Here is a 25,334-nt window from a genome sequence, read left to right on the forward strand (position 1 = left end):
TAAAAAGTCCTTATCAAAAATGTAATTAATTCCACTAATATCTTCGTGTATGATATCGACGATAGTCTTATTTAATTTTAATTGTCTTAACTCTAGAAATATTGGTATGCCGCTTCCTTCTTCTATAGTTTTTAAAAAAGATATTTGCTTAAAGTAGATTTTCCCATTCCGGCAGTATCAACTAATAATAATTTATTATTAGTTGGTAATAACTTTTTAGGAAAAGAATCTATTTTAATACGTTCTCCAGAATCTGAGTTAACAACAGTAAGAGGTGTGTATATTTGGTACAATGGCACCTGCATATTTTGAAAAACTAAGGTCTTTATATACCAGTGCTTTTCAAATGAACGTATTAAATAATCGTTGAATTTGTCGGTAACAAGATTCTCTAAATTATTCTTCCTTTTTTGAAAAAATCAGCAAATTCTTCTAGTGCTGGCTTCAAAAAAGCATTGATTACGACACCTGAAAAAGGGGCAGCTATTGTAGCAATATCTTTTGCAGTACTTAAGTCCATTTTGATGTCGATTTAAAGGCAAATAATATAAAATCGCCTCAACTCATGCGAGCTTGTAGCTCATGACGAGCTATAGGGTGGAGATTGTACCTCCACTAGTGCGAAGCACAAGCTACGCAAGAACAAGTGCGGTGGCAACCAGCATTGATTAAAGTAACTTCTTAGAACCTGCTACTCTAAGTTCCTATTATCTGCTGCGTTTCTTGAAAGCTACTGTAGCTTGCTGCACGGCCGCGGGAAGGAAAGGCTGTTTTCTCGTCAGAAAACTCAAGGGCATCTTTCGAACTAAGGATACACTGAAGCTCCGGTTTCGCTCACGTAGCTCTCGAAACGGCCATGGCACTTGGCAACGCCCTTTTATCGAACAAGCCCCAATGAAAGAGCCCTGGCAACCGCTAGGGCTCTTTCATTGGGGCTTGAAGCAACCGATTAACAGTCGGGTGCTAGTCCTTACAACTTGACGCCTTGCGCTTGTAGTTGTTTTTCCGATGCTGCTTGGTTGGCCGCGAATTGGGCATGCTGCTCGGGCGTGAACACAGTACCTAGGCTAGCTAAATGCTGCTGCACTTCGGCAGCCGGTAAATCGGTGCAGTACAGCGGCGAGCCTGGCTGCTGGCGCCACGACTCGTGCAGGCTGCCGCCGTCCACGGCGTCGAAGCCTAGTTCTTCAACGAGGGCCATTGCTTTCTGCTTGGCAGCGGCATCGTCGCCGGCTACCGTTAGCGCAATACGGCCGGGCGTGCCGGCGGGCTGTCCTGAGTTTTCAAGGTTCGCGGCGAAGATGTTGTTGAACACCTTTAGCACCGGGCGGCCTAGGTGCTGCTGCACCCATTCGCTTTCGGTCAGGTCGCCGCTTTCCAGCTCTGGCAGCTGGCCATCGCGCAACAAGGGGTAGTAGTTGCTGGTGTCGATTACCGGCACGCTGGCGGGTACGCCCTCGAACAGGTCCTTTGGCAGATCGGGGATTTTTTTCAGTGGAATGGTTACCACAATGATTTCGCCGTGGTGGGCGGCTTCTTTGGGCGTGACGGGGGTAGCACCGGTTTTTTCTGCCAGTTCCGTTAGCGTTTCGGGGCCGCGGGAATTGGCAATATAGACCGAGTGGCCGAGGCTGGTGAGCCGTACGGCCAGGGCACTGCCGATGTGGCCGGCCCCAATGATTCCAATGTTCATAAGCAGTAAGATGAGCGGATAGGATGTGAGCCGCTATTTGGTGAAGCGATTCGCTCTAATACCGCTCGCTCATCAGGATTGTTTTGCTTCTGTACCCTATCCACAGCAGACAAGCTGCGTACGAAATAGCCTCTCCGGAGGGAGAGGCGTAAAAACGGGCTTGGACTCAGAGGTCAACTTTGCAGCGGTCGCTCGAAAAGTGCAGCTTCTCTATTAGGAGATGCTAGTCCAAGGACGACTCTCGTACTCCGGACTAAACTGATAGCTTCCGTTTCTTCAGCGGCGCCGGCAGCAGGTAAGGCGGCGAATGGTTGGGCATTGGAAAAAGCATGATTCCGAGAATAGACTGCAAAGTGTTTATTGCACGCATCATAGGTGGTAAGGTGTTTTTTATTACGACACCTTATTCCAGCAGTTTGCATCTTTCCATATAACAACGGGATGGTCCGCGCTACAGGTAATTGCTCGATAGATTTAACCCATCTTTATTATTTGAAGTTAAAAACCAAGGGAAAAATAAACACTACAATAATTGTCCAGAAAGCATAGGTGGGTAAAAAAGAAGCTATGCTATTCTCGACTGTATGAATTTCACTCTGCCCTCTTGTTGCTTTAAATAGTCTGTAAGTTACAATTAAAAGATTAGTTAAAATAAGAACGTTGCCACCTAGAACGGCAAGTCTGTTAGGTGTAATTCCCCATTCTGAAATTCTGAACAGGATTGCTGAAAGCGCTATTCCGTTTACAACTATTGTTATAATAGAAAGAGCAAGCAGCATCAGATTCTCAATTTTATTGCCTGTGTTTTTGGAAGTTTCGGCAATCGAGAATAATATGATTGCCATTACTCCGATCAGGAGGGCATTGAAGACCATTAAAAACTCTCTGTTGTTGTAAGGGTCTTTGCCCGTGTAGATTACGGCAGAGAGGTAAATCACAAGCATCACCAAAACCAGCGGTGTGAATACTTTGGCAATTACCGGCGAAACCTTATTCACCAAGTGAGGATTCGTTTGAACAAGATAGGTTCCCACAATTGGGGAGGATGCAAGTCCCCAAATGACGACGTATTCTATGTAAAACTTTTCTATGCTAATGTTGATGATTTCGAATAACCCCATCGTAATGGCGCTCATCAAGCCACCTGCAAGTAGTATAATGGTAGTCATTACAACCAAGTCTCCGTTGTACCGGAGAAAATCCAGTCGTCTTTGAGGGTTTTGCAGATCATCTCCTGCATAAGTAGAGCCTAATACAGCCCATAATAACAGTGGTAGGTGAATACAAGCCAGAATCAATGTGTCACTCTCTTTATTATTAGGTAATAAATTAATGTAGGCGAGTGAAGCTACAAGAATTAAAGAGATGATGCCAATTCTTTTAGCTTGAAGTTTTTGTTTCCAAGCGAAATAGATAATCAGCAACGGGAAAACTACAAACGCAATATTTCTTGGGTAAAAGTATTCGGAGTTTATTCCGAAAAACTGAGGAAATTTAGCAATAAATCCTGCAATAAGTGAGGCTAATATAACGAAAGACAATTCCTCTTTGGTGCCCCAAGAAATTCCTTCATTTTCAAAATTTAATCTTTCATTCCAGATTTGAGCAACTGTATTTTCCTTGATATTAGGGTAGATAGAGTTGAATTCTCTTCTGAAAATTGTCTTGTTGTCCCGATATAGCTTTTCAAGCTGTCTGGGGTTGCCTAGGTTGTTTACGAGTTCTGCTTTCATTTTGCAATTGTTACTAAGTTTCTATCATTCGGTCGCTGATACTTCTGGACACAAATAATGTCGGCATCCCCTGCTCCCCCACAGTTAGGTGCCCGATGCTTTCTGCAAAGCCGCCAGACCGTCTGCGTGGTCGAAGTAAGCATGCGAGTTGAGCAGGATTTTCACGTCGGTGATGCTGAAGTCGAGGGTGGCAATCCTCTTCCAAATCATTGGGGCGGTGCCGGGGTAGCTCCCAGCAACTAGCACGTGGCCTTGAGGGCCGGTAAGCAGAAAAGGCTAACGTCCTGGGGCCCTACGTAGTAGAGGTTGCCGGCAATGCAAAACGGTTAGTTGGCCCTCGCTGTCGGTTAGTGGCTTCCACTTAGTGAAGGCAAATACTGCACCCACAGCAAAAATGGCCGTAGTTGCTACCATAATTTGGCGCTTGCTGGCCCTAGTACTTGGTGTCACTTCAGGTTTAGCCATGGTTGCACTTAAGTAAGCTTGCTAGTTGTTTATGACGCTTTCCAAAAGTACTTTGTTTTTCAAAGTATACAAGCAAGCAGTAAATAAATTTTCACTTCGGGCTAGCGAATTGCTTGGTGGTTACTTCAGGTGGATGGTGCGTTCCACGTGTAGCTGCTCCAGAAAATATTCGTCGTGCGATACCACAATGAGGGTGCCGTGGTAGTCGTTGATAGCGGCCGTCAGGATGTCCAGGTTTTGAAGGTCGAGGTTGTTGGTCGGCTCATCCAGGATGATGAGGTCCGGAGCCTGGTTGCCGATCATTAGGCAGCACAGCAGCAGCCGCATTTTTTCGCCGCCGCTCAAAGTACTGCACGGTTTGTCCCAGTATTCCTTGGTAAACAGGAAGCGGGTCAGGCGAATCTTGACTTCGTGTTCTTGCAGCCCCGACGCGTTGAATAGCTGCGCCTGCTGGTACACTGGCAGTTGGCCGTTAAGCAGCGAATAATCTTGGTCGATGAATACCGCTTTGTTGCCGGCCCGTACTAGCGTGCCAAGCGTTGGCTTTAATTCACTTAATAGCAGCTTAATCAAGGTGGTTTTGCCGGAGCCATTAGGGCCTTGCAGTGCCAGTCGCTCGCCGCTTTTAATCTGAAAACCCAGGGTCTCGCGCCACAACAGGCGCGAGCCATAGCTATAGTTCAAGTCGTTGGCAGTGAATAATATCTTGCCTTTGTGCAAGGTTGAGTTGTCGAAGCCCAGCTTTATTTTGTCGGTATCGGGCAGCTCCTTCCGCAGCTCGCTCAGCTTCTGGGAAATGGCGCCTACTTTCTCGGCGTGAATGCTTTTGAGGCGAGAAGAACTCTTTTCGGCGTTGTTGCGCATCATGTTGAGTACGATGATCGGCAGGCCGGCTTTGTCCTGGTTTTTCTTGCCACGGGCGTCTAGCTTTTGCTTTCTTTCCAGGGCCTCGCGCTCGGTTTCGCGGGCTTGGCGGAGGGCTGTTGAGCGGTTTTTCACATCCAGGTTCAGGGCATTGCTTTCCACCTGCTTTTGCTCGGCGTAGAACTCATAATTGCCGCCGTACATTGCAATTCCCCGTTTGCTTAATTCACAAACCGAATCGAGCAGGTTTAACAGCCTCCGGTCGTGGCTCACTACCACCAGGGTGTTCGGGCTGGTCTTGATGAAGTCGTACAGTAACTGTCGGCCGCCGCTGTCGAGGTGGTTGCTGGGCTCGTCCAGCAGCACTAACTCGGGTTGATGAATGGCGATGCCCGCCAGGAAAACCTTGGTTTTCTGGCCGCCGCTGAGGCTTGCCATTTGTTGCGTTATACTCAACTCGGCTAGCCCCCAGTGCAGCAAGGCTTCCCGGCTCCTGTCCTCGATAGTCCAATCATCGTCCAGCACGGCTAGATTCTCTTCCGTGGCCTTGCCATCCAGGATTTCCTGCAAGGCCACCACTTTGCCTTCAATGTTCAATGCTTGGGCCACAGTCAACTCATCGAACTGCCCGAAATGCTGTGGAATGTAATAGGGTGCGGTGCTAGCACTCACGCGCCCGCTGGAAGGCGACAAAATACCGGCAATTAATTGAAGCAGGGTAGACTTGCCTACGCCGTTATTGCCGATTAGCGCAATTTTCTGGTGGTAGTTGACAGCCAGATTCAGGTTGTCGAACAGCACATCTTTATTGGGGTGTGCATACCCGAGGTTTTGTAGAAGTAGCATAAGTTCTTTCTTGAAAAGCGAATGGATAGCACAACCCACTCAGTGGGTTGGCTACTCGATTTTTGAAAGAAGTCAGCTATTACATAAACCGGTGCTGTCTGTTTGTGAAAGCAAACTTAAGCGTTCCTGCTTAATCCTGCTCAGCAGACCTGATACAAGGTATAGGCGGTTGCCCTGCAAGCGTAGCATCAAGCAACAGTGGAACCGCTTTGCCTGTAAGTATCGAACAGTGATGTTATCCGACAAGCACGTTGTGCTAAACTCGCGTCAGCATTAGCAGGTGCTTTGAGTTACTCTCGGCTGCTGGTGTGGTGTAAGTTAGCTTGCTACTTTGCAGGCAATGCGTTTACGAGGTGAAAAGCTACCGGGAAAGAGAAGCTAGGTACGGGGCGCAAGTGGAAAAGAGAAGCTTAAAGCGCCGGAATGCTAACTGTAGATTAGCTATATTCAAGCAAGTTCTAGATCTGCTTATTCACTGCTTTTGCCCCGTAACGATGAACACTAATATCCTCTTAGGCCCACTCAAAAACGCCGAAAGCCGCGAAATAGGCGGCGTGCAAGTTGATGTAGTGCGTACTGGCAACTCCCGCGTCAAGCGGGTGGTGTACCCGGTGGGGTTCCGCTGGTCGAAAGACATAAAGCCAGTGATTGGCACCGAACTGTGCCAGCACGCCCACGTCGGATTTTTGGCTGCTGGTCGCCTCACCATTCAGTACGCCGATGGCGCTTTAGAAGAATACGTGGCGCCGCAGGTGGTAGCCATTGCGCCTGGCCACGACGGCTGGGTGGTAGGCGAAGAACCCGCCATACTTATTCAGTTCGACTTCGAAGGCGAAACTGTGGAGCGCTTAGGCTTGAAACGGTCGTAAGCGAAGGCCCCGATCTGAATTGCAAGAGCACACTAACAGCTTGAATTAAAAGCGACAACGCCTCCAAGCCACAAATAGGCAGGAGGCGTTTGTCATGGTGGCTTGAATAGTAGCTTATCAGCTTATTTCTGAGTGGAGTGTAGCTGCGTGTTCATGAGTGTAGCTAGCATGGAGTCGGGCAGAACTAGGCTAGAGAAAAAGTTGACTTTGGCGCTGATAGTGGGCAAAGACCGCGCGGCGCCTTCCATCAGGGCATCGTAGCCTTCTTCGGCCACGTCGCGGGCGGAGGCAGGATGAGCAGCCGCGCGGGTGTTTTCGGCGTGCGCGACGTGGAAGAAGTTGGTATCGGTAGGGGGCGGGCAGAGAATAGTCATTGTTACGGCCGATTTCTTTTGCTTCAGCTCGTGCTGCACGGCCTCGGTGAAGCTAAGCACAAAGGCCTTGGTAGCGGCGTACACGGCTTGGCAAGGACTAGGCGAGAACGAGGCAATAGAGCCTAACTGCATAATGCGGCCTTCGTTGCGCTCTACCATGTCGCGCAGGTAGAGCTTGGTTAGATGCACGAGCGAGGCTGCGTTCACCTGAATCATGTCGAGCTCGGTCTGCATGTCGGTATCAGTGAAGTAGCCGGTTTCCCCGAAGCCGGCATCATTGACTAAGGCATCGATTTGGAAGCCGCGTTGGTTGGTTTCCGCATAAATCTGATCGGCCGATTCGGGGCGGCTTAAATCGAAGGGGAGCAGCACGATATCGACACCCCGAAATTCTTGGTGAAGCAGCCGGGCAGCTTCCTTTAACTCATCGAGGTGGCGGGCAACAAGCACAACCCGGTAATCGTCGCGGGCGAAGCAGCGGGCCAGTTCGAAGCCGATGCCACTGGAGGCGCCAGTAATGAGGGCGGTTTGGTCGTTCATAGCTGAGAGGGTTTAGTGTGGACGAGAGTATTCTTGATATAATATACTGATAAACAGGTAATTTATTCTATTGCATGTCTCTAAACCCGCGTCCTATTTCGAGCACCCAAAACCAAGCTACCGGCAACCGAACCAGCAGCAACAAGACCTTGGGCAGCAGCTGCAACTAAGTTTCCATCTGTGTGCTCAACCACAAGGGAAGCGGCAGCCTAGTTAAAATAAAGTGAAGCCCTCGGCGACTGATAGCAGGATTTGCGTAAGAGCACCACACACCGCCCCTTGCTATGCCCACTATGTACATCGGTTGTTCCGGCTTTTCTTACCGCGACTGGAAAGGTATCTTGTACCCGGAAGGCCTGCCGCCGCGCAAATGGTTTGCCTATTACTGCACCCAGTTCAACACATTGGAAGTGAACGTAACCTTCTACCGCATGCCGGAGATGAAGGTGTTCGAGACGTGGTACGCGCAAAGCCCCGCCGACTTCCGGTTTGCGGTGAAAGCGCCGCGCATCGTGACGCACTACAAGAAGTTCAATGCCGAAGCCGGCCCGGTACTAGCCGATTTCTACGGCGTAGTGCGGGAGGGCTTGCGCGAGAAGCTTGGCCCCATCTTGTTGCAGTTGCCGCCGAAATCCGCGTACACCGAGGAGCTACTCGGCCGCATCTTGGAGCATCTCGACCCGAGATTTCACAACGTGCTGGAGTTCCGGCACCCAAGCTGGTGGGAAGGCGAGATTATGCGCGAGCTGGGGCGGCACAATATCAGCTTCGTTGGGCAGAGTTACCCAGCTGCGCTGCCTGATGAAGTAATCATCAACACGCCACAACTGTATTACCGTTTCCACGGCGTGCCAGTGCTGTACACCTCGGCTTACAGCGCGGAATTTTTGGAGCGGGTGGCGCACGATATTCAGGTTGAGCCCAGCGTGCAAGAGGCCTACGTGTACTTTAATAATGGTATTGGCGGGGCAGGGGTAGTGAATGCCCGGCAGCTCCAACAGTTGCTGGGAGGTGCGCCGCGGGCGTGATTGTGTCTTGAAATGCTGCGAACCACTTGGTGCCCTTGCTCCTACTCTCCACCGTACTTGCTTTTGCCACCACCGCCCGCGTCCATTCGCACGATGCGCGGCATGAACGAGCCCAGTACATCCACTAGGTCGCGCTGGTGGGCCATAACCTGATGAATGTCTTTATAGGCCATTGGTGCTTCATCGAGGCCACCGCCAATTAGCTCGATGCCTTGGTCACGGAGGTGGCGGCGAAGGTCACCCTCCGAAATGTTCTGTTTGGCTTGCGTGCGCGACATTTTGCGCCCCGCCCCGTGCGAAGCCGATTGGATGGAGTCCCGTTCGCCGCGGCCCCTTACGATAAAGCCCGGTGCCGTCATAGAGCCCGGAATCACGCCGAGCACACCTTGGCCGGCGGGCGTGGCGCCCTTGCGGTGCACAATAGCCTCGCGGCCATCGGGTAGGGTTTCTTTCCAAGCAAAGTTGTGGTGGTTTTCCACCTTCGCTACGGGTTTGGCGCCCAAGGCCAAGCTCAGGCGGCGGTGAATGTCGTGGTGGCAGGCAGAGGCGTAGTCGCCGGCCAGATTCATGGCGCGCCAGTATTCCTGGCCTTCCTGGCTGTCGAGGTCGAGCCAGGCCAGGTAGCGCGCCTCAGGCGGCAGCGGACACTTGTTCATGGCTATTTTGGTGTAGTGCTGCGCAATGGCCGCTCCCAAGCCCCGCGACCCGCTGTGCGAAAGCAACCCCAAGTACTTGCCAAGCGGTAGGTCGAGGTCGTTGTTTTCGGTGGTGATATCTACTATGCCCCACTCCACAAAGTGGTTGCCCGAGCCCGAAGAACCCAACTGGTTGATGGCGGCTTCGCGTTTGCCCTTTACCACCGCTATTTCCTTGAACTCGGGCCGGTCCAGTACCGGGTCTTGAGCGGGGTTCTTGAACACTTCCTTGGCCCCGAAGCGCGTGTGGTTGTGCAGCAGCTTTTTCAATTCCTGCGTGCGCTGCTCGAGATAGTGCGCCGGCAAATCAAACACCGATAAGGCCATGCGGCAGCCAATATCCATCCCCACGCCGTAGGGAATGACGGCATTGTCAACGGCCAGCACGCCCCCGATGGGCAAGCCGTAGCCCTGGTGCGCATCGGGCATGAGCGCGCCGTCTAGCGTTACGGGCAGCTTCATGGCGGTGTCCATTTGCTTGCGGGCGCCATCCTCGATGAAGGCGTCGCCGTAGCGGCGGTAGTCTTTTATTTCCGGGTTCAGGCTGACGTCGCGGCTGGGATCGGGCACAAATTCCTTGGCCAGTTCCCGCCACAGCGAGTCGCGGAGGTAGGCGTAGGGGTCTTCCTTGATTTTTTGGAGAGTAGCCAAGGCGCTGCCTTTGTCGAGCTTTTTCAATTGCCGGTCTTCCAAAATGTCCAGTGCCAAGTTGATGGCTCGGCCTTCAGGATAGCCGATTTTGCGCAGGTCGTTGCTGCGCAGCTTCAAGGTTGCCATGGGAGAGGAGGGATAGGTGAGACTAGGTGTAGCGCGAATTGGGTGCCCCGGGTTATGGCCGAGCTACAACAAACCAAAGCCAACCCAGCGTTACCGAAGAGCCTTGTCCAAGCAACATAGAAGAGGTAATAGCAAGACCCGATTGAAAGGGTAGGTGCAGGAGACGCCGTAGGTGTCGTCGTTGCTGGAGTTGTTTAGCTGTTATTCCGGTCGTTCAACGACGGAATGCCACGGAGGGCGCTTCTGCACCGTTCTGTTATTTCGCTAACTAAAACAAATCTTCAATTACATCGCACGACAAACCAAGCCACCGATGTCACCAACGCCGCTGCCGCCAAGCGCAGCAGTAGAAATACCCAGGCAGGCAATTCAGGTTTTTGGGGAGCTTCCGACATAAGCGAGGAGGGTAAGTCGATTTTGTTGTACGAATGGCACGTGAAACAACAGGGCAGCACACGGCCACAAATTATGTCGTCAGCTTAACGAAGTAAATACCGTTGGGGACACAGATAAAATAGGCGGGCAACCGGCTTTATGACCCGTTTAGAAGAACCCTCACTTCCCGGCCAGCGTTATGAATAGACATCCTGTTGATGCGCTGTTCCACTCTTTCCCAACTCTCTTATGTGCGGCCGCTACACCACCCTTGCTCCGAAACCAGTGCTCGAAAAACGTTTTGATGCTTCTTTTAAAGCGGAAGCCGACCCCAATTACAACGCTGCTCCCTCGCAGCGCCTGCCGGTTATTCTTAACACCGAGCCGGGCCAGATTCAGCTTTTGCAGTGGGGCCTGATTCCGGGCTGGGTGAAAGATTTGAAAGCGGCTCCCAAACCCATCAACGCCCGGGCCGAAACCCTGCCCGAAAAGCCGTCGTTCCGGCAGCTACTCCAGCGTCGCCGCTGCCTCGTACCCGCCGACAGCTTCTACGAATGGCAGGTAACGGCGCAAGGCAAAGTGCCACACCGCATTCTGCTGCGCAACGAGGAACCGTTTGCATTTGCCGGCCTCTGGGACGAGTGGGTTGATAAGGCTACGGGCGAAGTGCGCCCCACGTTCACCATCATCACCACCGACCCCAACGAGCTGATGGCGCCCATCCACAACCGCATGCCCGTCATGCTGCAAGGCCGCGACGCCGAACTGGCGTGGCTCGATGATGCCGTCAGCGTAGCCGACCACCAGGCGCTCTTGCAGCCGTATCCGGCCGAGCTGATGCGCGAATACATCATTACCACCCGTGTTAATTCGCCATCTAACAACGATGCTAGCTTGCTCGAAGCAGCTTAATCTGTTGTAGGAGGTGGGCAACGACAAATCAGACGGTTGAGACGAGTCTGAAAACGCATCGACCCGGATACCACGCAAAAAAGCCCTGCCCGAAGTGTTTCGGGCAGGGCTTTTTTGCGTGGTGCCGCCGCAACTTATGCAGTTGGAGTCGGTGCTTTGTTGGCTTTGGGCTTCGGCTTGTCTTCGGCTTCCGGAGTTGATACATCCACTACTTCACCTTCGCCTTCACTGTCGTTCTGCTGGCTTTCAATGCGCGCTATTACGGCCACGGCCGCAACGGCAACCCCCGCAATACCCAGAATCAGCTGAGTGGTAGTGAAGCGCTGGGCGGCTTTGCGGATCAGCGTGCCGCCATGGCGCAGTAAGTCGTCGATTTTGTCATGGTCGCCCTGGAAGATGACGTGATAGGCGCTTTCCAGCGTCCGGGAAATATCTTCTGGTGCAATGGGGTCGATTTTTTTCTGTAGTTGTTCCATTTGTGGCGTTGTGGTAGCGGTTGTACGGGTGAGCACTGCAAGTGGCTAAGCCACTGGTGGGCGTGTACGCAAAAAGCTCGCTCCGGGCTGCCTCGATACCAGGATTTTTGAAGAGCAAGACAAAGAAAAAACAAGCTCGACTAGGTTAAACGCGTTTAAGTTCAACCAATATTTCACCCGCAAAACCCTGCTTAATTAAGCGTATTCGCAAGGTTTTGGCGGTGCAAAGCCCGGCAGTAACTCAGGCTATTCCACTACCACCAACCGCGAGCTAACGCGCGGGCCTTCCTGTACGTGGCAGTGATAAGAACCGGCCGCGAGGCGCGAAACATCGAGCGGAATCTTGTGAGGCCCGCGGGGCAAGACCCGGTCCACGACGCGGACTGCTTCACGCCCCAGCGCATCGTAGAGCAGCACTTGGACGTGGCCGCCTTCGCCCGTAAATTCCACCGTGGCCCGGTCCCGAACGGGGTTGGGGTACACGCTGAAGCCTGCCACGTTGGTAGCGGCGGCCGAGGCTGTACCATTTACTACCGCTGGCCGGATGACGGGCACGTAGGAGAACGGGCTATTCGTGGAAGGCAGCAGCTCGTTGATCGTCGTTTGCGACACCTTGAACCAGTCTTTCAGGATACTGGCGTAGATGGCCCGGAAGTCGAACTGCATGGCCACTTGGTCGTTGACGCCGGCGTTGGCGGGCAACACGGGGTTGGTGCCGTGCAAAATCGGGTTGACGCTCGTGCCGAACACCACAAGCGGAGCCGCCGCGCCGTGGTCGGTGCCTTTCGAGGCATTGGCCTTGATGCGGCGACCAAACTCCGAAAACGTCATCCCGACCACCCGGTCCTGCACGTTCAGGCGGCGCAAATCATCCTGGAAAGCCTCTAAAGCCTGCGAAATTCTGCCCAGTAGCGTGGCGTGGGTGCCCGTAGTGGTGCTGCCCGTAGTAGGCACCTGCGCCGAGTGCGTATCGAAGCCGCCGAGGTTGCAAACGTAGATGCGCGTTTGCAAGCCGCCGGCTACCAGCTGCGCCACAATCTTGAGCTGGTCGGCCAACGAGTTTTGCCCCGCCGTAGGGTAGAGTGGCGAGAGGTTGGTGGCCCGCCGGGCCGCCGCTTGGATGGCTGTGGTGTAGACCTGCGTCTGGGATATTACCTGCCGAATAAACGTCAATTCGTGGCCTGCTGGCGTGTTCGGGGCCGCGTCTACGCCGCCCGAAAGCAGTTGGTAAAACGACGAAGTGCTGGCAATGGCCATGCCCATGTTCACGCTCGGCCCCTGCACGCAGTTGCTCACCACCGACCCAATACTGATGGCCAGCGGGTCGGGGTTGGCGGTGCTGGGGTAGCCGGTGGGGTAATCAGCGTATTCGCCGTTGAGGTAGCGCCCGGCCCAACCCGAGGTAATGGTTGCGTTGGAGTCGGAGCCCGAGGTCCAGATGTCGGTGGCCCGGAAGTGCGAGAAATTGGCGTTCGGGTACCCTACGGCCTGCACCACCCCAATCTTACCATCATCAAACAGATTTTTTACGCCCGCCATGGCCGGGTGAATGCCCGTGGTAGCGCTCAGCGGCAGCACCTGGTTTTGCGGAATGGCAATATCGGCCCGGGCATTCATCAGCGCCGAATACTGGTCGGTGGGGATAATCATGTTTAGCCCGTCGTTGCCGCCGTTCAGCTGAATAAGCACCAGCACCCGGTCGGTTTGGGTGGCGCCGCCGGTTATGTCGAATAGCTCCGGCGAGAAACCGTAGGCCCCGATGGGCAAGCCCCCGAGTAGTGTGGGCAATACCGTAGCAGCAGCGGTAGTTTGAAGGAAATGTCTGCGTTTCATGTCTGTCTGGTGGTTAAATGACTGATTTTTCCATTGGTGAATTGGTCGGCGAGCCGTTAGTAGAGCCCGCCAGTGAGTCATTCAATCATCAAGACAAATGATATTCAGCCAGCCCCATCATGGTGCGCAGCAGAGACCGAAGCTTGGTTTCGACGGCAGCTCTGCGGGTGGCGTTGGTCGGCGCAGCCAGGTATTGCTGCCACTCCACGGTCCATTCGAAATCGGGCAGGCCGGGCAGCAGCGTATCGTTGAGGTAGGTGAGTTGGTTGGCCGTGAGGGGGATAGGCAGCAGCAACTGGGCCAGTTCCGCAATCAGCAGATTGGGGTCGGCGGCGGTGGCGGGCGGCAGCGAAAGCACCAAGTCAATAGAATTGATCCTGATATTGGCGCCATTGCGGGTGTAGCCGTTGGTGCTGATGAACAGGTCAGTGAGCTGGTTGCGGCGGGGCAGCGTCACGGCGTTGATCCACATTTCGTAGTACTGTGGGGTTTGCCAGTAAGCGGGCCAGCCCGCTACGTTCGGCGGGTCGCCGAGGTACTGCTGCTGCACGTTGGTGGAGCTGTTGAGGTAGTCCCACATGCCGTATTGCGCCGTCAGGTTGCTGGCCGCCGGAAACACCATCTGCAATTGCCGACACGTGCCCACCGTAAAATCAAGGGGGCTCTTAATCACGCAGCCCATGTTCACGGCATCATAGAAATGCTCGCTCGACAGCAAGGCTCGCAGCACGGGCGCCACGTTGTAGTTGTTGGCAACGAGCAGTTGCGCCAGCGGCTGAATTACTTCCGTTTCGGTGGTAGCATCGATGACGTAGTACACAAACCAGCGGTAGAGCTTGCGGCACAGGAACTTAGCGGTTTCCTGCTGCGTGAAAATCAAGGTAATGAGGGCCTTGTATTCCTGGTCGCCGAGGTTGGCGATGGTGGCGTTCTGGAAGGCACCACTGAATTGCTTGGTGGTGGTATTGTGGCGCGAAGCGGTGTAGTAGCCGGCAATGGTGGTCGTGTTGTCGCGCCAGCCAGTCAGGACCTTGGCCGCGGCCTGCACGTCGGCCTCGGTGTAGTTGGTGTAGTTGCCGGGCCCAATCAATGGGCCTTTGCCCACCGTGAACAGTTCTAGCAGCTCCCGGCCGTAGTTCTCGTTGGGGGCGTTGGCCGTGCTTTGGTTGCCGTTGAGGTAGCGCAGCATGGCCGGAGCCACGGTCACTTCTTCGGTAAGCTGCTTGATGTTGCCGAGTGCGTGTTGCCGCAACAGCGCGCAGTAGTGGTAGCCGTAACGGGCGTCGTTGATGTCGCCGAGCTCAATCACAAAGTGGTTGTGCCAAAACAGCGTCATCTTCTCTGCCAACGAGGTGCCCTGCCCCAGCAGTTGCCCCATCCACCACGCCCGCAACGACGAACGCCGAGCCCCTTCAAAGGTTTGGTTGAAAGGTTCGGTCACCCACGTCTGGCCCTGCGGCACGCTCGTATCCGTGGCCGACACGTTGCGCGGCGGCGCGGGAGCGGCTGGCACCGTTAGCAACCCAGTTACCACTTGCTCCAGCGTCTGGCCCGCGGCCGTATTGATTTCGGTGCGCGTAGGACCGAACAGGCAGCGGCGCAACAGGTGGGCCGCCTGCGCAGAACCCCACGGACCAGTATACGGGGCTAGGCCTGCCAAGGAGCGCGGCTCGGTCGGTAAGCGGGTATTGGCGAACCGGCTGATGGTTTCGCCGTCTCCGGGCGGATCGTCAGAACCGCTGGTTGGTCGCGCCGCTACTGCCACTCGTGGGGCGGCTAAGGTGGTGGCAGGTTTGCTGAGGAAAGCTCTACGGTTCATAGGCAATAGGGTGGGAGTGGCGTGAAAAGGAAATAAGGGGTTCGGAAGTAACTCATTGCCGGCCCTATTAGCAAGCTGTTTTCTAAGGACTTATTAAAATAGTGGAAGTTTAATAAACAATTCTTTTCTAGGTCCTACCAATTGTCCAAGCGCAAAGTGCTTGCCTCCGCCCAACCAATGAAACCCATAAGCCACAACAAAAAAGCCCCACCAGAAACCGGCAGGGCTTTGTGCTAGCAGATAGCAATTAAGGCAGAGGACTTGATTAGGCAGAACCCCAACTCAGTGAATTGCGAAGCTTTTCTTATTCGTACACTTTCACGACAAACACGTAGTCCTGGAGCTTGCGAATCTGGTTCGGCCGGGAGTTGCCCGCCAGCTGATTGCCGCGCGGCAAGGAATAAGGGTGCCCGGCACCAGCCGCCGACAACGAGTCAACCAAGCGCATCAGATAGGAGGACTTGGTGGCAAATGCGGCGCTTTGCACGTCCATCTGCCGGCCGCTGATGACGCCAATCAGGTTGCCCCGCTCGTCGAGCAGGGGCCCGCCCGAGTTGCCGGGGTTCACCGGAATGCTGATTTGGTAGAAGGCAGAGTCGCCTTCGAAGCCCGAGCGGGCACTCAGCGAGCCGTCGTTGAAAACAAGGTCTTCGCGCGGATACCCCAGCGTGTATACTTTCTCGCCGAGGTCGGCGGTGCCGCGCTTAAACGAGTAGGGCAAGCGGCCGAAGCCCCGGAACGACTTGTCCTTGATGCGTAGAATAGCCAAATCGTGGGCCACGTCGGTGAACACGGGCTCGGCGCGGAAGCGCTGCTGGTCGCGGCCCTCAATGAGCAGCGAATCAGCATCCTGAATAACGTGGTAGCTGGTGACGAGGTAGCCATCGGCGGTGAGGGCAAAACCCGTCCCGCTAAATTTGCCTTCCTTGGCGGATTCGGGGGTGTCGCCTTGGCCCTGCATGGCGCGGTTCATGGCCCGTTGTGTGCGCTTGATGCGCTCCACTTCGCGGCGCAGCACCGTGTAGCCGTACAGCGAAGGCTTCTGGGAGGCGCGCCACCACTCGATGCCGAGCAAGGTGGTGAACACGGCCATAACGGCTACCGAAGCCGCCACCATCATGGTAGCCCGGTGGCTCTGCCAAAACTCACGCAGCTTTAGTTCGGTGCGCGAAATATGCAGCTTCGGCATGGTGGGGTGGCCCGTTTCCAGCACTTCCCCATCGGTGTGCAGCTTCACGGCCTGCTCGGCATCAATCTCGGCCTGAATGGCCCGTAGCTTGCGGCGCGTGTTGAGGCGGTGCCCGTAGCCGCTCAGCGTGCTGGTTACGTCTTCGAATTCAGCAAAGCGCTGCGCCAGCACCGGGTCGGCAGCAAGGCGGCGTTCGAAGTTTAGGCGAGCCGGAATTTCCAGCTCCCCTTGTCGGTAGGCGTCAAATAAAGCGTAATAGTCAGCTTCAGTCATCATAGCATTAGCGCGGGTGGTTGAAGTCCGCAGGTATTTAGGTAGGGCTTAGAGATGAGCGTAGTGCCGCCAAAGGCCGGCTGCACTACGCTCATCTCTCACTTCTGTACTCTTAAGATTCCGACTCCTGGTAGTTGGTGAAAAACAGCTTTTTCAATCGTACCAGGCACTTATACTTCTGATTTTTGGCATTGTCGGCATTAGTGTAGCCGAATTCTGTGGTGAGTTGCTGCATCGACTTATCGAGCAGGTAAAAACCTTCCAAAAGGGAACGACATGGCTCGCCAATTAGGTCCAAGGCTTCGCTCATTGTCGCAAAACGTCGGTCCCGTTCTTCGGCCTCCACTAGGTCGGCTTCCGCACCGGTTTCGAGGTAGGGCTCGTGGTCATCGAGGTGGCCGCCGAAGCGGGTTTTCTCGGTGAGTCGCTTCAGCCACAGCCGGCGGCACACGGCGTAGAGGTAGGTCTTGATTTGGCAGCTTAGCTCCAAGGAGCCGTCGCGTACTTTTTCATAGAACACCATTATCCCTTCCTGATACACATCCTTGGCTTCGTCTTCGGTGCCGCTGTTTTGCAGCACGTAGTGCGAAATCATGGGGAGGTGCAGCCGGTAGAGTTGCGCCAGGGCCCGGTCGTCGCCGCAGCGGATAGCCGCCACAAACTCGTCATCGGTGTAAGAATAAGAAGCAGTGGCCTTCGCCATTCACTTTAGTTGTTAATACAATGAGGGAAGCCCGGTAACCCGCTCGGTAAATATATTTTACTGTTGGGTTACCTTTTCTATTGTCGAGTATGAAGGGTGTTTTTCAAACAAAACTTTTCAAACCTACGATCAAATGAACAACCTGCTGAAAGTATCCGCTCTGTTTTTCGCTGTGACGCTTGCTTCTTGCGAATCAAAGCCGGCTACTACCGAAGGCGCAGAAGGCGCAAGCACCGAATCTACGACTACCACCGAAACTACGGCTCCTGCTATGGACTCGTCTGCTATGGCCGGTGATACTTCAGCTATGGCCGCTCCAGCCACTACCGAGTCGACTACCACCACAACCACCGAAGAGAAGAAGTAAGGAACAGCCAAGTAATTGGCTTTCATGATACTGTAAAGCCCGGGCTCCGCTGAGTTCGGGCTTTGTTTTTTCAGTGTGATGAGTATAATCCCGAGCACCTTAACAATCTAGTACTGGAATTCTTTCCAAATGAAAAACAAATCGTCGAATATTATAAAATAGGTTATTTTATATATAATATTGCAAATGTTATGTTGTAAACATTGAATTCGATGAACTACTCACAAAGCACATCAGGTAGTTCGGTCACTAATTGCACCACACCAGAGAAACATAGTCAACAGGAACACTTGGTTGAAGATGCTTGGCCCGCTGTCAGTTCGGCGGCGCAGGTGACGCTTCCGTTGGGAGCGTTAGTGGTATTGGTAGTGGGCGGTTATAATGTAGGGCTCGCAGGAGATACAGAGCCGTGCTTAGGTGGTCACCCAGATATTCGCTACTAGCGGCTGCACAGAGCCGGCCGCGGCTGTGAGAGGTGGCCTTCCTGATTTGGAACGGAGAGCGTTGAAACGCAAAGGACCTATAGTTTCTCTTCGAGCCACAAGAAACCCGCTGCCAACACAAACAACCCAAAAAACCACCCAATTGGCCACGGTTCGGCGCGCTGCAAGGCCGGAAGAGGTTTTGCTGCCGACGTAAGCCACGAAATAGCGCTCTGGCTTCGGCGCTGTAATTCGGGACCCTGCCAGTCGGAATTAGCAAACACGTAAAACCATTGGGTTGGCTGCCCCGACAGTTGAATCTGGTGCCAACCCGGCGCGGTGGGCCAGTACGTAGCAGTGCTCCATTCGGGCAGTGCAGGGTCTTGTTGCAGCGGCAATCGGGCCAGGGGCGTATTAGTGGCCCCGAGCACCAAGGGCTGCTGGGCAGGGAAGGAGCCCGCCAAGCGGAGTGGCAGAGGCAGTTGAGGACGCGGCCACGGGTCAGCTAAGGTCCAGCGGGCGGGGAGAGCAACAGGACGAGCGGCAGCGCTCAACAACCGGCTCCAGTAGCTTTCATAGGTGGCCGGGGCATTTTGTAGCAGCCAAGAGTAGGTTTCGGGCAGCGTGGATATCACCACATTGCCGAGCCCCACGCGCTGGCTGGCCACTACGGCGACCTCCGAACCCACCAACGTCACGAGGGGCCGCGCGGCTCCCGCTAGCGTGAGCGTGCCGGGCACTATAGTGGTAGCCAAGGGCGCATCAGGCCAGTGTATGCGTTGAGGACGGTTGAGGGCGTTGTTTTGTAGTACCAAACGCACTTGCGCGCGTCCTGGCACGGCCGCCGGTAGCGCGGCAGCTTCCGTTAACACCACCACGCCTAAGCCGGCCGTTCGCTGGGCGGCCCGTAGCGCTTGGGCTTCGGCGGTGGGCAAAGCGGCTAGCACGCTAGCTTCCGTAACCACCACATCGTAGCGAGCGAGCAGCGCGGGCGTGAATTGGCTCAAATCAATAGTGGGTTGGTTGCTGAACTCGGTTTGGGTGAGGCCCCGGCTGATGCCGGCCCGCCACGCAACGGCGTGCTGCCGGGCTGCCAAATGGTTTTTCAGGAACTTGAGTTCAAACGAAGGTGTGACAGCCAGCAGCAACACGCGCAAAGGGCGCGGCGGCACCACTTCCAGAGGCACGGGTTCCTTGGCCAGCAACTGGTGGCCCGGCCCCGCCGAAACGGTAGCTACTAACCGCCCCGCCGTTTTCGGTACGTAGCGCAGCCGGAAGGTGCCTTGCCCCGCCGGTAGCCGCACGGAGTCGCGGGGGGCACCGGCTACTTGCAGGCGTACCCAGATTGGGCCCGGCTGGCGGGCAGCCGAGGATGCAAAATAGCCTTCCAGCACCAGTGGCTGCCCTAGCTCTAAGGTGCGGTTCCAGTGGGTGTTGCGGAAACCAGCGTAGGAAGGCGAAGTGTGTTGAACCAGGCGCACAGGGCCCAAGGCCGGCAGAGCCGCCGCGGGCAGCCCACGGCCTAATAGGTGCAAGCGGCGTAATGTGGGCATCTGCTCGCGCAGGGTGGTTAGGCTGGTTACGGTAGGCGTGTCGGTTGAAGCTGGCTGTGCGTTGCCCAAGGCGAAGCGCCACACGCGGGTATGAGCGCCAAAACGGTTCAGTAAAGCGCGTAGCGTGTCGGGGTGGTAGCCGTCGGTGAGCAGAATAGCTTCGGCTTGGGGTTCGTCTACAGTGCGGTGTGGCGGGTAGGCCATCAGCCACAGTCCCACTACGGCTAGCAAACCCGCCAGCAACCGGGCGGCGCGCCGCCGGGTGTGGGCCCGGCGCCAAGCGGCCACCGACACGCCCAGAGCTAGGAGTAGGCACCCCGCGAGCAACACGTAATAGATGGGCGGATTAGACATGGTGATTGGTTTTTGTGCCTCATGCTTAGCACCTAATGGCTGTCCTTCCGACGCAGGAGGAATCTGAGGATAAGAATAGTCAACGATAACACTCAGATTCCTCCTGCGTCGGAAAGACAACCATCTTATTTAGGGTCGTGGTGTGAATTCCAGCTGCCCCGAGCCTGGTCAACTAAGCATCAAGCACTAACTCATTGGGAATTTAAGTTTTGAAAATAGCGCTGACTCAATCGGCCACCGTTGTTAGTGCGGACGGGAGTTGCCGGTGGTGCCGGGAGCAAGGCAGTCAGGGCTGATTCGGCGGGAGCGAAGCACGTAGCACAGGCGGCGCGGCTGGCGCGGGCATCGGTAGTTAGCTGACGCAGGGCCCGCACGGCGGTTAAGTAGGCGCCGGGTCGTTGCAGCGCGGCTTGCGCTACGGCTTGGCCGGCTCGTTCCAGCGTCAGGGCATCGGTAGGGCGGGCGACTTGGCCGGTGCGCAAGGCAGCCAACAAGCGCAGAGCCTCCCGAATTTCGGGTTGCGTGGCGGGCCGGGTGGTTTGCTGCTGCAAGCGCGGCGTGGCGGCCCCGGCCAGGTCGCCGGAAAGGCGGGCGGTGGCTTCGGGCAGTACGGGCGCCTCGAAGCCGGATTTACGGACGTAAGCGCGGGTTTGCTGCTGCACCTGCTTCAGTAGGCGCAACGCACGGTACTCGTAAGGGCGAGCCTCGGCCGGCTTGGCTAAACGCAGGCGCAGTTCAGCTTCCCACATCTGGTTCAGGACGCCCCGGAGCTTGGCTTTCACGGCGGGCTCCAGGAAATCAGCGGTTTCGGCGTCGTCGTGGCGGTGGATGTAGGGCTCCATTAGCGCGGCAGCGCTGTTGGCGGCTTCGCCCCCGGCTGGCGTTTCGGCAGCATGGTCGTGGCCGTCATCGGCGGCATGGCCAGCTTCGGTGGCTTTCTCACCGGCGTGTTCTTCGTGGCTGGTATCGGTGCTTGCAGGCGGTTGGGGGGCCGAACCACTTTCCGATTCTTCCCCCAAAAACTTGCCGTAGCGCAACCGCAACATCTTTTGGTCGAAGCCCAGGTTGTTGGCGCGCTCAGTGAACGTAGCGACGGGCAGGCTGGCGCGCTCGGCCATCAGCTTTTCGGTGTCGATGATGATTTGGCGCTGACTGCGGAAGTACGCCGGCACCACATTCACGCTCATCGACATATCGGTGAGGCCGTCTTGCACGGTGGTATCTTCCCACTGCACCAGGTAGGTGTCGGAGCGGGTGAGGTGGCGGGCATTGTCGCGGGCCCTGACGTAGAAGTACACTTCGTCGCCGTAGGTGAGGCCCAGAGCTGGCAGGCGCAAACTAGTCGTTAGGGTTGCCTGGCGGGGCTGGCCGCGCAACTGGCCGCTGAGGTTGGTAACCACTTCCTTGAACTTCACGGCTTCGCCCTGGCCTTGCGCTACCGTGGCCACTAGCTGGGCTTCGCTCAGGCCGTAGTCGTCGCGCAGGTCCACGCGCACCGGCACCGTCGAGCTCTGGCCAAACTCAACGAGGGTGTACGGCTTGGGCGTTTGAATTTTCAGGCTGGGCGCTTGGTCGGGCACTGCATCGAGGGCGTAATCATCGGAAACTTGCCCGGCGAAGCGCAGGCGGTACAGGGCTGAAACTGTCACCGGTACTTCGGCCACAAACTTTGTCGGCTGATTGGCCACACTGCGGAAACTGATGCGCTTGGAACCTAGCTCTAGCACTGGGGCAGCTCCGGTGGCCCGGTTTACGCGCACCGTCCAGCGCACCCGCGAGCCGGTAGGGCAGCTAAAGGACAGGCTAGTAGGCGTAAAAACCGCGCGGCGGGTGTAGGCCGGTGGCCGCACGAGCAACCGCGTATCCAGCAGCTTGGCCGGCACCGGCTGACCCGGCCGGCGCGGCGTTTCGGTGGCCGGAAAGTGAACGGGCAATGCCGCCTGCGCCGCTGATTGAGTTGGCCGATGCCACCACAGGCCAGCTGCCATTAGCAGCAGCAAAACAGCAGTAATGAGCACCGTGGGTTGCCACGAGAAAGGCAGCAAATGGGAAACTTCAGCTTGAAGGGCCGCTAGCCGGGCCATGATGCGCTGCTGCTGCAACTGTTCCAGTAGGTTTAGCGGCGGTTGACTTTCAGCGCGCAGCAACAGGCCGGTGCTGTCTTCCAGCTCGGGGTGCAGCCGGTCGAGGCGTTGGGCGAGTGCCGTTAGCCGGGGCTGACGCAGGTTATACAGCCAGAAACCCGCACCGAGCAGTAACACCACCAGGCCCGCGCTGAAAAGCAATGGGCCCGCCGACCAGTGCCGAACCCAAGCGCCAAGGGCTAGAATAGCCGCCGCCAACGGCATCAACAGCGCTATAGTGCGGCGGTTGGCCTCGCGCCGACTGATTTCGCGCAGCAGCTCTCGGCCAGTAGCGGAAGATGTAGCAACAACACTCATAACTAGCTGGCGGTTGATATTGAGTGGTTAGTGCTAAGATGTAAGTAGTGAGTATTACGCATTAAGGGAAAAGAAAACCCATTGATTGTTAAGTAGGTGCAGTCATTCATTCTTGCAGCTTGCTACCAAATACTAACTACTAACCGAGGTGCGGCGGGTGGCCAGCCAACGTTCTACCGCAAACAGCACCAACGCCGCCAGCACCGCCCACGGCCGCAAGTCAGTGCTTGCTAGTAGCCGATCTTCGGTCAGCGGCGCGTTAAGGTCAGCGGGCTGTTGAGGAGTAGCAGAATGGGTTCCCGAAACCAAGGAAACCGGCGCCGAAAGCTGGCGGGTGTCTACCTGGCGCAAATCGTTTGAGCTGGCGTAGGTGTCGGGCGGGGCAGCGGGGCGCAGAAGCTCTAGAAACAGCTCGGGTAGTGCGGGGCTGTCGGGGAGGCCGCTCCAGGTGGGTTGCAAACGAGTCGTTAGCTGATAGAGGCCGCCGGTGCCGCTCGACTGGTGAGTGAGCACCGGCCTGCCCGTACCGTCTTGCCACACCACCAGTTTGGTGGCACTAGCCTTGGCGGTGGTATCGAGGCGGCTGATAGCTACGGAGGGAATAGCTAAGCCGGTCAGGTCTAACTCGGTTTCAACCTTTGTGCCCGCACCAGTGGCTTCCTGCCAAAGCTGCGCCCCCCGCTGCGTTTGCGCGCGCCAACCCGTAGGGGCGGGCTTGTCACTCAGCCAGAAAAGCCAGTTAGGGGGCGTGGCTTCTGCAAAAGCAGTTGCCGACGAGCCGGACGTTATTTCCAGGCGCTGCGCCAAGCCAAGAGCGGCAGCTTCCAGCGCCGCCCGCACATAGCGCGCCGACTCAATGTGCGAAGCATCGGCATAAAGCACCACCCGCAACGGGTTGGCCGCCACCGGTACCCGCGCCCGGTTGGGCTGCTCGATGGTAGCGGAGTGGCCAGCTTGGGCGGGTTGATAGTGTAGTTCCGGCAGGCCGCCCACCGTTAGAGAAGTAGCCGCGCGGGGCAATGCCTGCTGCACCACCCGAAACGTGGTGGCATCTTCTGCACTTCGCCCCACCAGCAAGCGCAGTGTGCCGGGTTTTGCTACTGCTGCTTCGGCAAGCCAAACCACCGAGTCGGGTAGGGGCACCGCTTGCCACGTCAGGCGGGCTGGCAGGGCCGGGCGCGGGCCAGTGAAGTACTTACGAGCCGCACCCGATACTACGCGCAGCGGCTGGTTGGGGAAAGAGTCGGTAGCCTGCTGCGCCCGGGCCCAATAATCATCGGGCAACGTAGCCGACCCCGAAACCGAGGGTGCTCCCGCCGCCAGCGCCGTAGCGCCCGGAGCGGCCGACAGCTTGGCTAAAGAGTCGGGGCTAGCCCAGGCCTGCGCGGAAATAGCTTGAAAACCTGACGCAAATAGCCGCAGCGCAAACCCGCGGCGGCGCAATGAATCGACGCTGGGGCGCAGAGCGGGCAGCACCTCAGGGCGCAGTACCTCGGGCGAAAGCAGCACGTGGCCGCGCACCGGTTGCTGGGGCAGGCTGCGTACCCAAAGCGGCTGCGCCACAGCCAGCGCCAGCAACAGCACCACCGCGGCGCGCAGCAGCAGCAGCCACACCTGTTCGAGGCGCAAATTGCGCAGGCGCCGGTTGGCCGCAGCCGCCAGCCAGCGCACACTCCCTACTTGTACCATCCGGCCCGGGCGGCGGTTCCAGAGGTGAATAGCGAGCGGCACTGCCAGTCCCAACAGGGCCAGCAGCCCGGCCATGGCATCGATGAGACTATAGGAGGTAAACGAACCCAAAGCAGGTGATTAGAGGAAGTGAATAGGTTGTTGCGAGGTTGCGGGCGCCATCAGTCAGGCCAGGAGGGTTCTTCGCCGCATAAACTCCCGCATGGCCCGGTCCAGCGGGTCCGAGGAACTAAGTTGATGGTAGTCGAAGCCGTGGCGGCGGGCTTGCTGGGCGGTGGTTTCCAGCCATGCCTGTAGCTGCTGCTGCCAAGTGGTGCGTTGTTGGTCGGCGTCGAGTTGCAGGCGCTGGCCGGTTTCCAAGTCCTCGAACGTGACGGCCCCGCGAAAAGTGAACTCCAGCTCGTTGCGAGCCAGCAGGTGCAGCAGCAGTACTTCGCCCGAAGTAGCCCGCATACGCGTCAGCAACCCTTCAATCTCCGCATCCTGCTCGTACAAATCACTTACGCACACAGTAAGCGCGCGTTGGCGACGCGCCGTAAGCGGGGCCAGCGTGCCGGCATCCGGAAAAGCGCCGGTGGCTTCGGTGATTTCGAGGGCGTGGTAGAGGCGGGCCAGTTGGCGGGCATCGGCGCGGGGCGGCAAGTGGTGCAGGCCCGCCGGGTGCAGGACGGTGAGGCCAACAGCATCGCCCTGCTGGGTGGCTATGTAGGCCAAGGCCGCCAGCAGCAGGCGGGCATAATCGAGCTTGCGCAGGCCGTTGTCGTCGCGGTGGTTCATGCTGGCCGTGGCGTCGAGCAGCAAATGCACCGTCAGGCTGGTATCCACCTCCGACTCGCGCAGGTAATACCTATCGGAGCGGGCGGCCAAGCGCCAATCGAGGCGGCGCAGGTCATCGCCGGGCTGGTAGGGGCGGTATTGGCTGAATTCCATGCCCACGCCGTGCCGCCGGCTTTGGTGCTGGCCGTGCAAAAACCCTTCCGCCGCCTGTTTGGCAGCCAGTGGCAGGTTGTGCAGGGCATAGAGGAGTTCAGGGGAAAGCATTAA

At 56.4% G+C, this 25,334-nt stretch carries 20 protein-coding genes; 4 read left to right on the forward strand and 16 right to left on the reverse strand.

Going from position 1 to position 25,334, the window contains the following annotated elements; all coding sequences use genetic code 11:
- Positions 1-391 precede the first annotated feature (391 nt).
- From ACFE7X_RS13805 to ACFE7X_RS13825, 5 genes are all read right to left on the reverse strand, one after another.
- Entirely contained in the window at positions 392-520 is a 129-nt protein-coding gene (locus ACFE7X_RS13805; RefSeq protein ID WP_375436257.1) for a hypothetical protein, read from the reverse strand.
- A 450-nt stretch (positions 521-970) separates the two neighbouring features.
- A complete protein-coding gene (locus tag ACFE7X_RS13810; RefSeq protein WP_375436258.1) occupies positions 971-1,693 on the reverse strand; it encodes an NADPH-dependent F420 reductase in 723 nt (240 codons plus the stop codon).
- A 488-nt stretch (positions 1,694-2,181) separates the two neighbouring features.
- Complete coding sequence (locus ACFE7X_RS13815; protein ID WP_375436259.1) at positions 2,182-3,426, reverse strand: hypothetical protein; 1,245 nt, start codon at positions 3,424-3,426, stop codon at positions 2,182-2,184.
- A gap of 84 nt (positions 3,427-3,510) precedes the next feature.
- A complete protein-coding gene (locus tag ACFE7X_RS13820; RefSeq protein ID WP_375436260.1) occupies positions 3,511-3,636 on the reverse strand; it encodes a hypothetical protein in 126 nt (41 codons plus the stop codon).
- A 375-nt stretch (positions 3,637-4,011) separates the two neighbouring features.
- The gene (locus ACFE7X_RS13825) at positions 4,012-5,601 is read right to left on the reverse strand and encodes an ABC-F family ATP-binding cassette domain-containing protein (protein WP_375436261.1); all 1,590 of its coding nucleotides are present in this window, start codon (positions 5,599-5,601) and stop codon (positions 4,012-4,014) included.
- Between the two features lie 494 nt (positions 5,602-6,095).
- On the opposite strand from ACFE7X_RS13825, the gene ACFE7X_RS13830 reads away from it, so the two are divergent.
- Positions 6,096-6,470, forward strand: coding sequence for a hypothetical protein (locus ACFE7X_RS13830; protein WP_375436262.1), 375 nt, complete (start codon positions 6,096-6,098; stop codon positions 6,468-6,470).
- 122 nt (positions 6,471-6,592) lie between these two features.
- Here the strand turns inward: ACFE7X_RS13830 and ACFE7X_RS13835 are convergent, their stop codons facing one another.
- Positions 6,593-7,384, reverse strand: a complete 792-nt coding sequence (locus ACFE7X_RS13835) for an SDR family NAD(P)-dependent oxidoreductase (protein WP_375436263.1) — start codon at positions 7,382-7,384, stop codon at positions 6,593-6,595.
- A gap of 284 nt (positions 7,385-7,668) precedes the next feature.
- On the opposite strand from ACFE7X_RS13835, the gene ACFE7X_RS13840 reads away from it, so the two are divergent.
- The gene (locus ACFE7X_RS13840; protein WP_375436264.1) at positions 7,669-8,412 is read left to right on the forward strand and encodes a DUF72 domain-containing protein; all 744 of its coding nucleotides are present in this window, start codon (positions 7,669-7,671) and stop codon (positions 8,410-8,412) included.
- Between the two features lie 41 nt (positions 8,413-8,453).
- Here ACFE7X_RS13840 and ACFE7X_RS13845 read toward each other — a convergent pair whose 3' ends face one another.
- Complete coding sequence (locus ACFE7X_RS13845; protein WP_375436265.1) at positions 8,454-9,884, reverse strand: RtcB family protein; 1,431 nt, start codon at positions 9,882-9,884, stop codon at positions 8,454-8,456.
- 624 nt (positions 9,885-10,508) lie between these two features.
- Between ACFE7X_RS13845 and ACFE7X_RS13850 the strand changes: the two genes are divergently transcribed.
- Positions 10,509-11,171 (forward strand): SOS response-associated peptidase, encoded by a 663-nt coding sequence (locus ACFE7X_RS13850; protein ID WP_375436266.1) that lies wholly within the window; start codon positions 10,509-10,511, stop codon positions 11,169-11,171.
- A 134-nt stretch (positions 11,172-11,305) separates the two neighbouring features.
- Here the strand turns inward: ACFE7X_RS13850 and ACFE7X_RS13855 are convergent, their stop codons facing one another.
- The 5 genes from ACFE7X_RS13855 to ACFE7X_RS13875 form a co-directional block, all read right to left on the reverse strand.
- Positions 11,306-11,647, reverse strand: coding sequence for a hypothetical protein (locus ACFE7X_RS13855; protein ID WP_375436267.1), 342 nt, complete (start codon positions 11,645-11,647; stop codon positions 11,306-11,308).
- 246 nt (positions 11,648-11,893) lie between these two features.
- Positions 11,894-13,480, reverse strand: a complete 1,587-nt coding sequence (locus ACFE7X_RS13860; protein WP_375436268.1) for a DUF1501 domain-containing protein — start codon at positions 13,478-13,480, stop codon at positions 11,894-11,896.
- Positions 13,481-13,568: 88 nt separating this feature from the next.
- Positions 13,569-15,299: a DUF1800 family protein gene (locus ACFE7X_RS13865; RefSeq protein WP_375436269.1), complete on the reverse strand. Its 1,731-nt coding sequence runs from the start codon at positions 15,297-15,299 to the stop codon at positions 13,569-13,571.
- 304 nt (positions 15,300-15,603) lie between these two features.
- The gene (locus ACFE7X_RS13870) at positions 15,604-16,764 is read right to left on the reverse strand and encodes a trypsin-like peptidase domain-containing protein (RefSeq protein WP_375436270.1); all 1,161 of its coding nucleotides are present in this window, start codon (positions 16,762-16,764) and stop codon (positions 15,604-15,606) included.
- 109 nt (positions 16,765-16,873) lie between these two features.
- Positions 16,874-17,464, reverse strand: a complete 591-nt coding sequence (locus ACFE7X_RS13875) for an RNA polymerase sigma factor (protein WP_375436271.1) — start codon at positions 17,462-17,464, stop codon at positions 16,874-16,876.
- 133 nt (positions 17,465-17,597) lie between these two features.
- Here ACFE7X_RS13875 and ACFE7X_RS13880 point away from each other — a divergent pair, with 133 nt between their 5' ends.
- A complete protein-coding gene (locus tag ACFE7X_RS13880) occupies positions 17,598-17,831 on the forward strand; it encodes a hypothetical protein (RefSeq protein ID WP_375436272.1) in 234 nt (77 codons plus the stop codon).
- Between the two features lie 520 nt (positions 17,832-18,351).
- Here ACFE7X_RS13880 and ACFE7X_RS13885 read toward each other — a convergent pair.
- The 4 genes from ACFE7X_RS13885 to ACFE7X_RS13900 form a co-directional block, all read right to left on the reverse strand.
- Positions 18,352-20,160 (reverse strand): hypothetical protein, encoded by a 1,809-nt coding sequence (locus ACFE7X_RS13885; protein ID WP_375436273.1) that lies wholly within the window; start codon positions 20,158-20,160, stop codon positions 18,352-18,354.
- A 191-nt stretch (positions 20,161-20,351) separates the two neighbouring features.
- Positions 20,352-22,601 carry a hypothetical protein gene (locus ACFE7X_RS13890; protein ID WP_375436274.1) on the reverse strand — a complete coding sequence of 750 codons (2,250 nt, stop codon included), beginning with the start codon at positions 22,599-22,601 and terminating at the stop codon, positions 20,352-20,354.
- A 132-nt stretch (positions 22,602-22,733) separates the two neighbouring features.
- Positions 22,734-24,401, reverse strand: coding sequence for a BatA domain-containing protein (locus ACFE7X_RS13895; RefSeq protein WP_375436275.1), 1,668 nt, complete (start codon positions 24,399-24,401; stop codon positions 22,734-22,736).
- Positions 24,402-24,455: 54 nt separating this feature from the next.
- Entirely contained in the window at positions 24,456-25,331 is an 876-nt protein-coding gene (locus ACFE7X_RS13900; RefSeq protein WP_375436276.1) for a DUF58 domain-containing protein, read from the reverse strand.
- Positions 25,332-25,334: the final 3 nt, after the last annotated feature.

The organism is uncultured Hymenobacter sp., assembly GCF_964242765.1.
In the GTDB taxonomy this organism is placed as follows: Bacteria; Bacteroidota; Bacteroidia; order Cytophagales; family Hymenobacteraceae; genus Hymenobacter.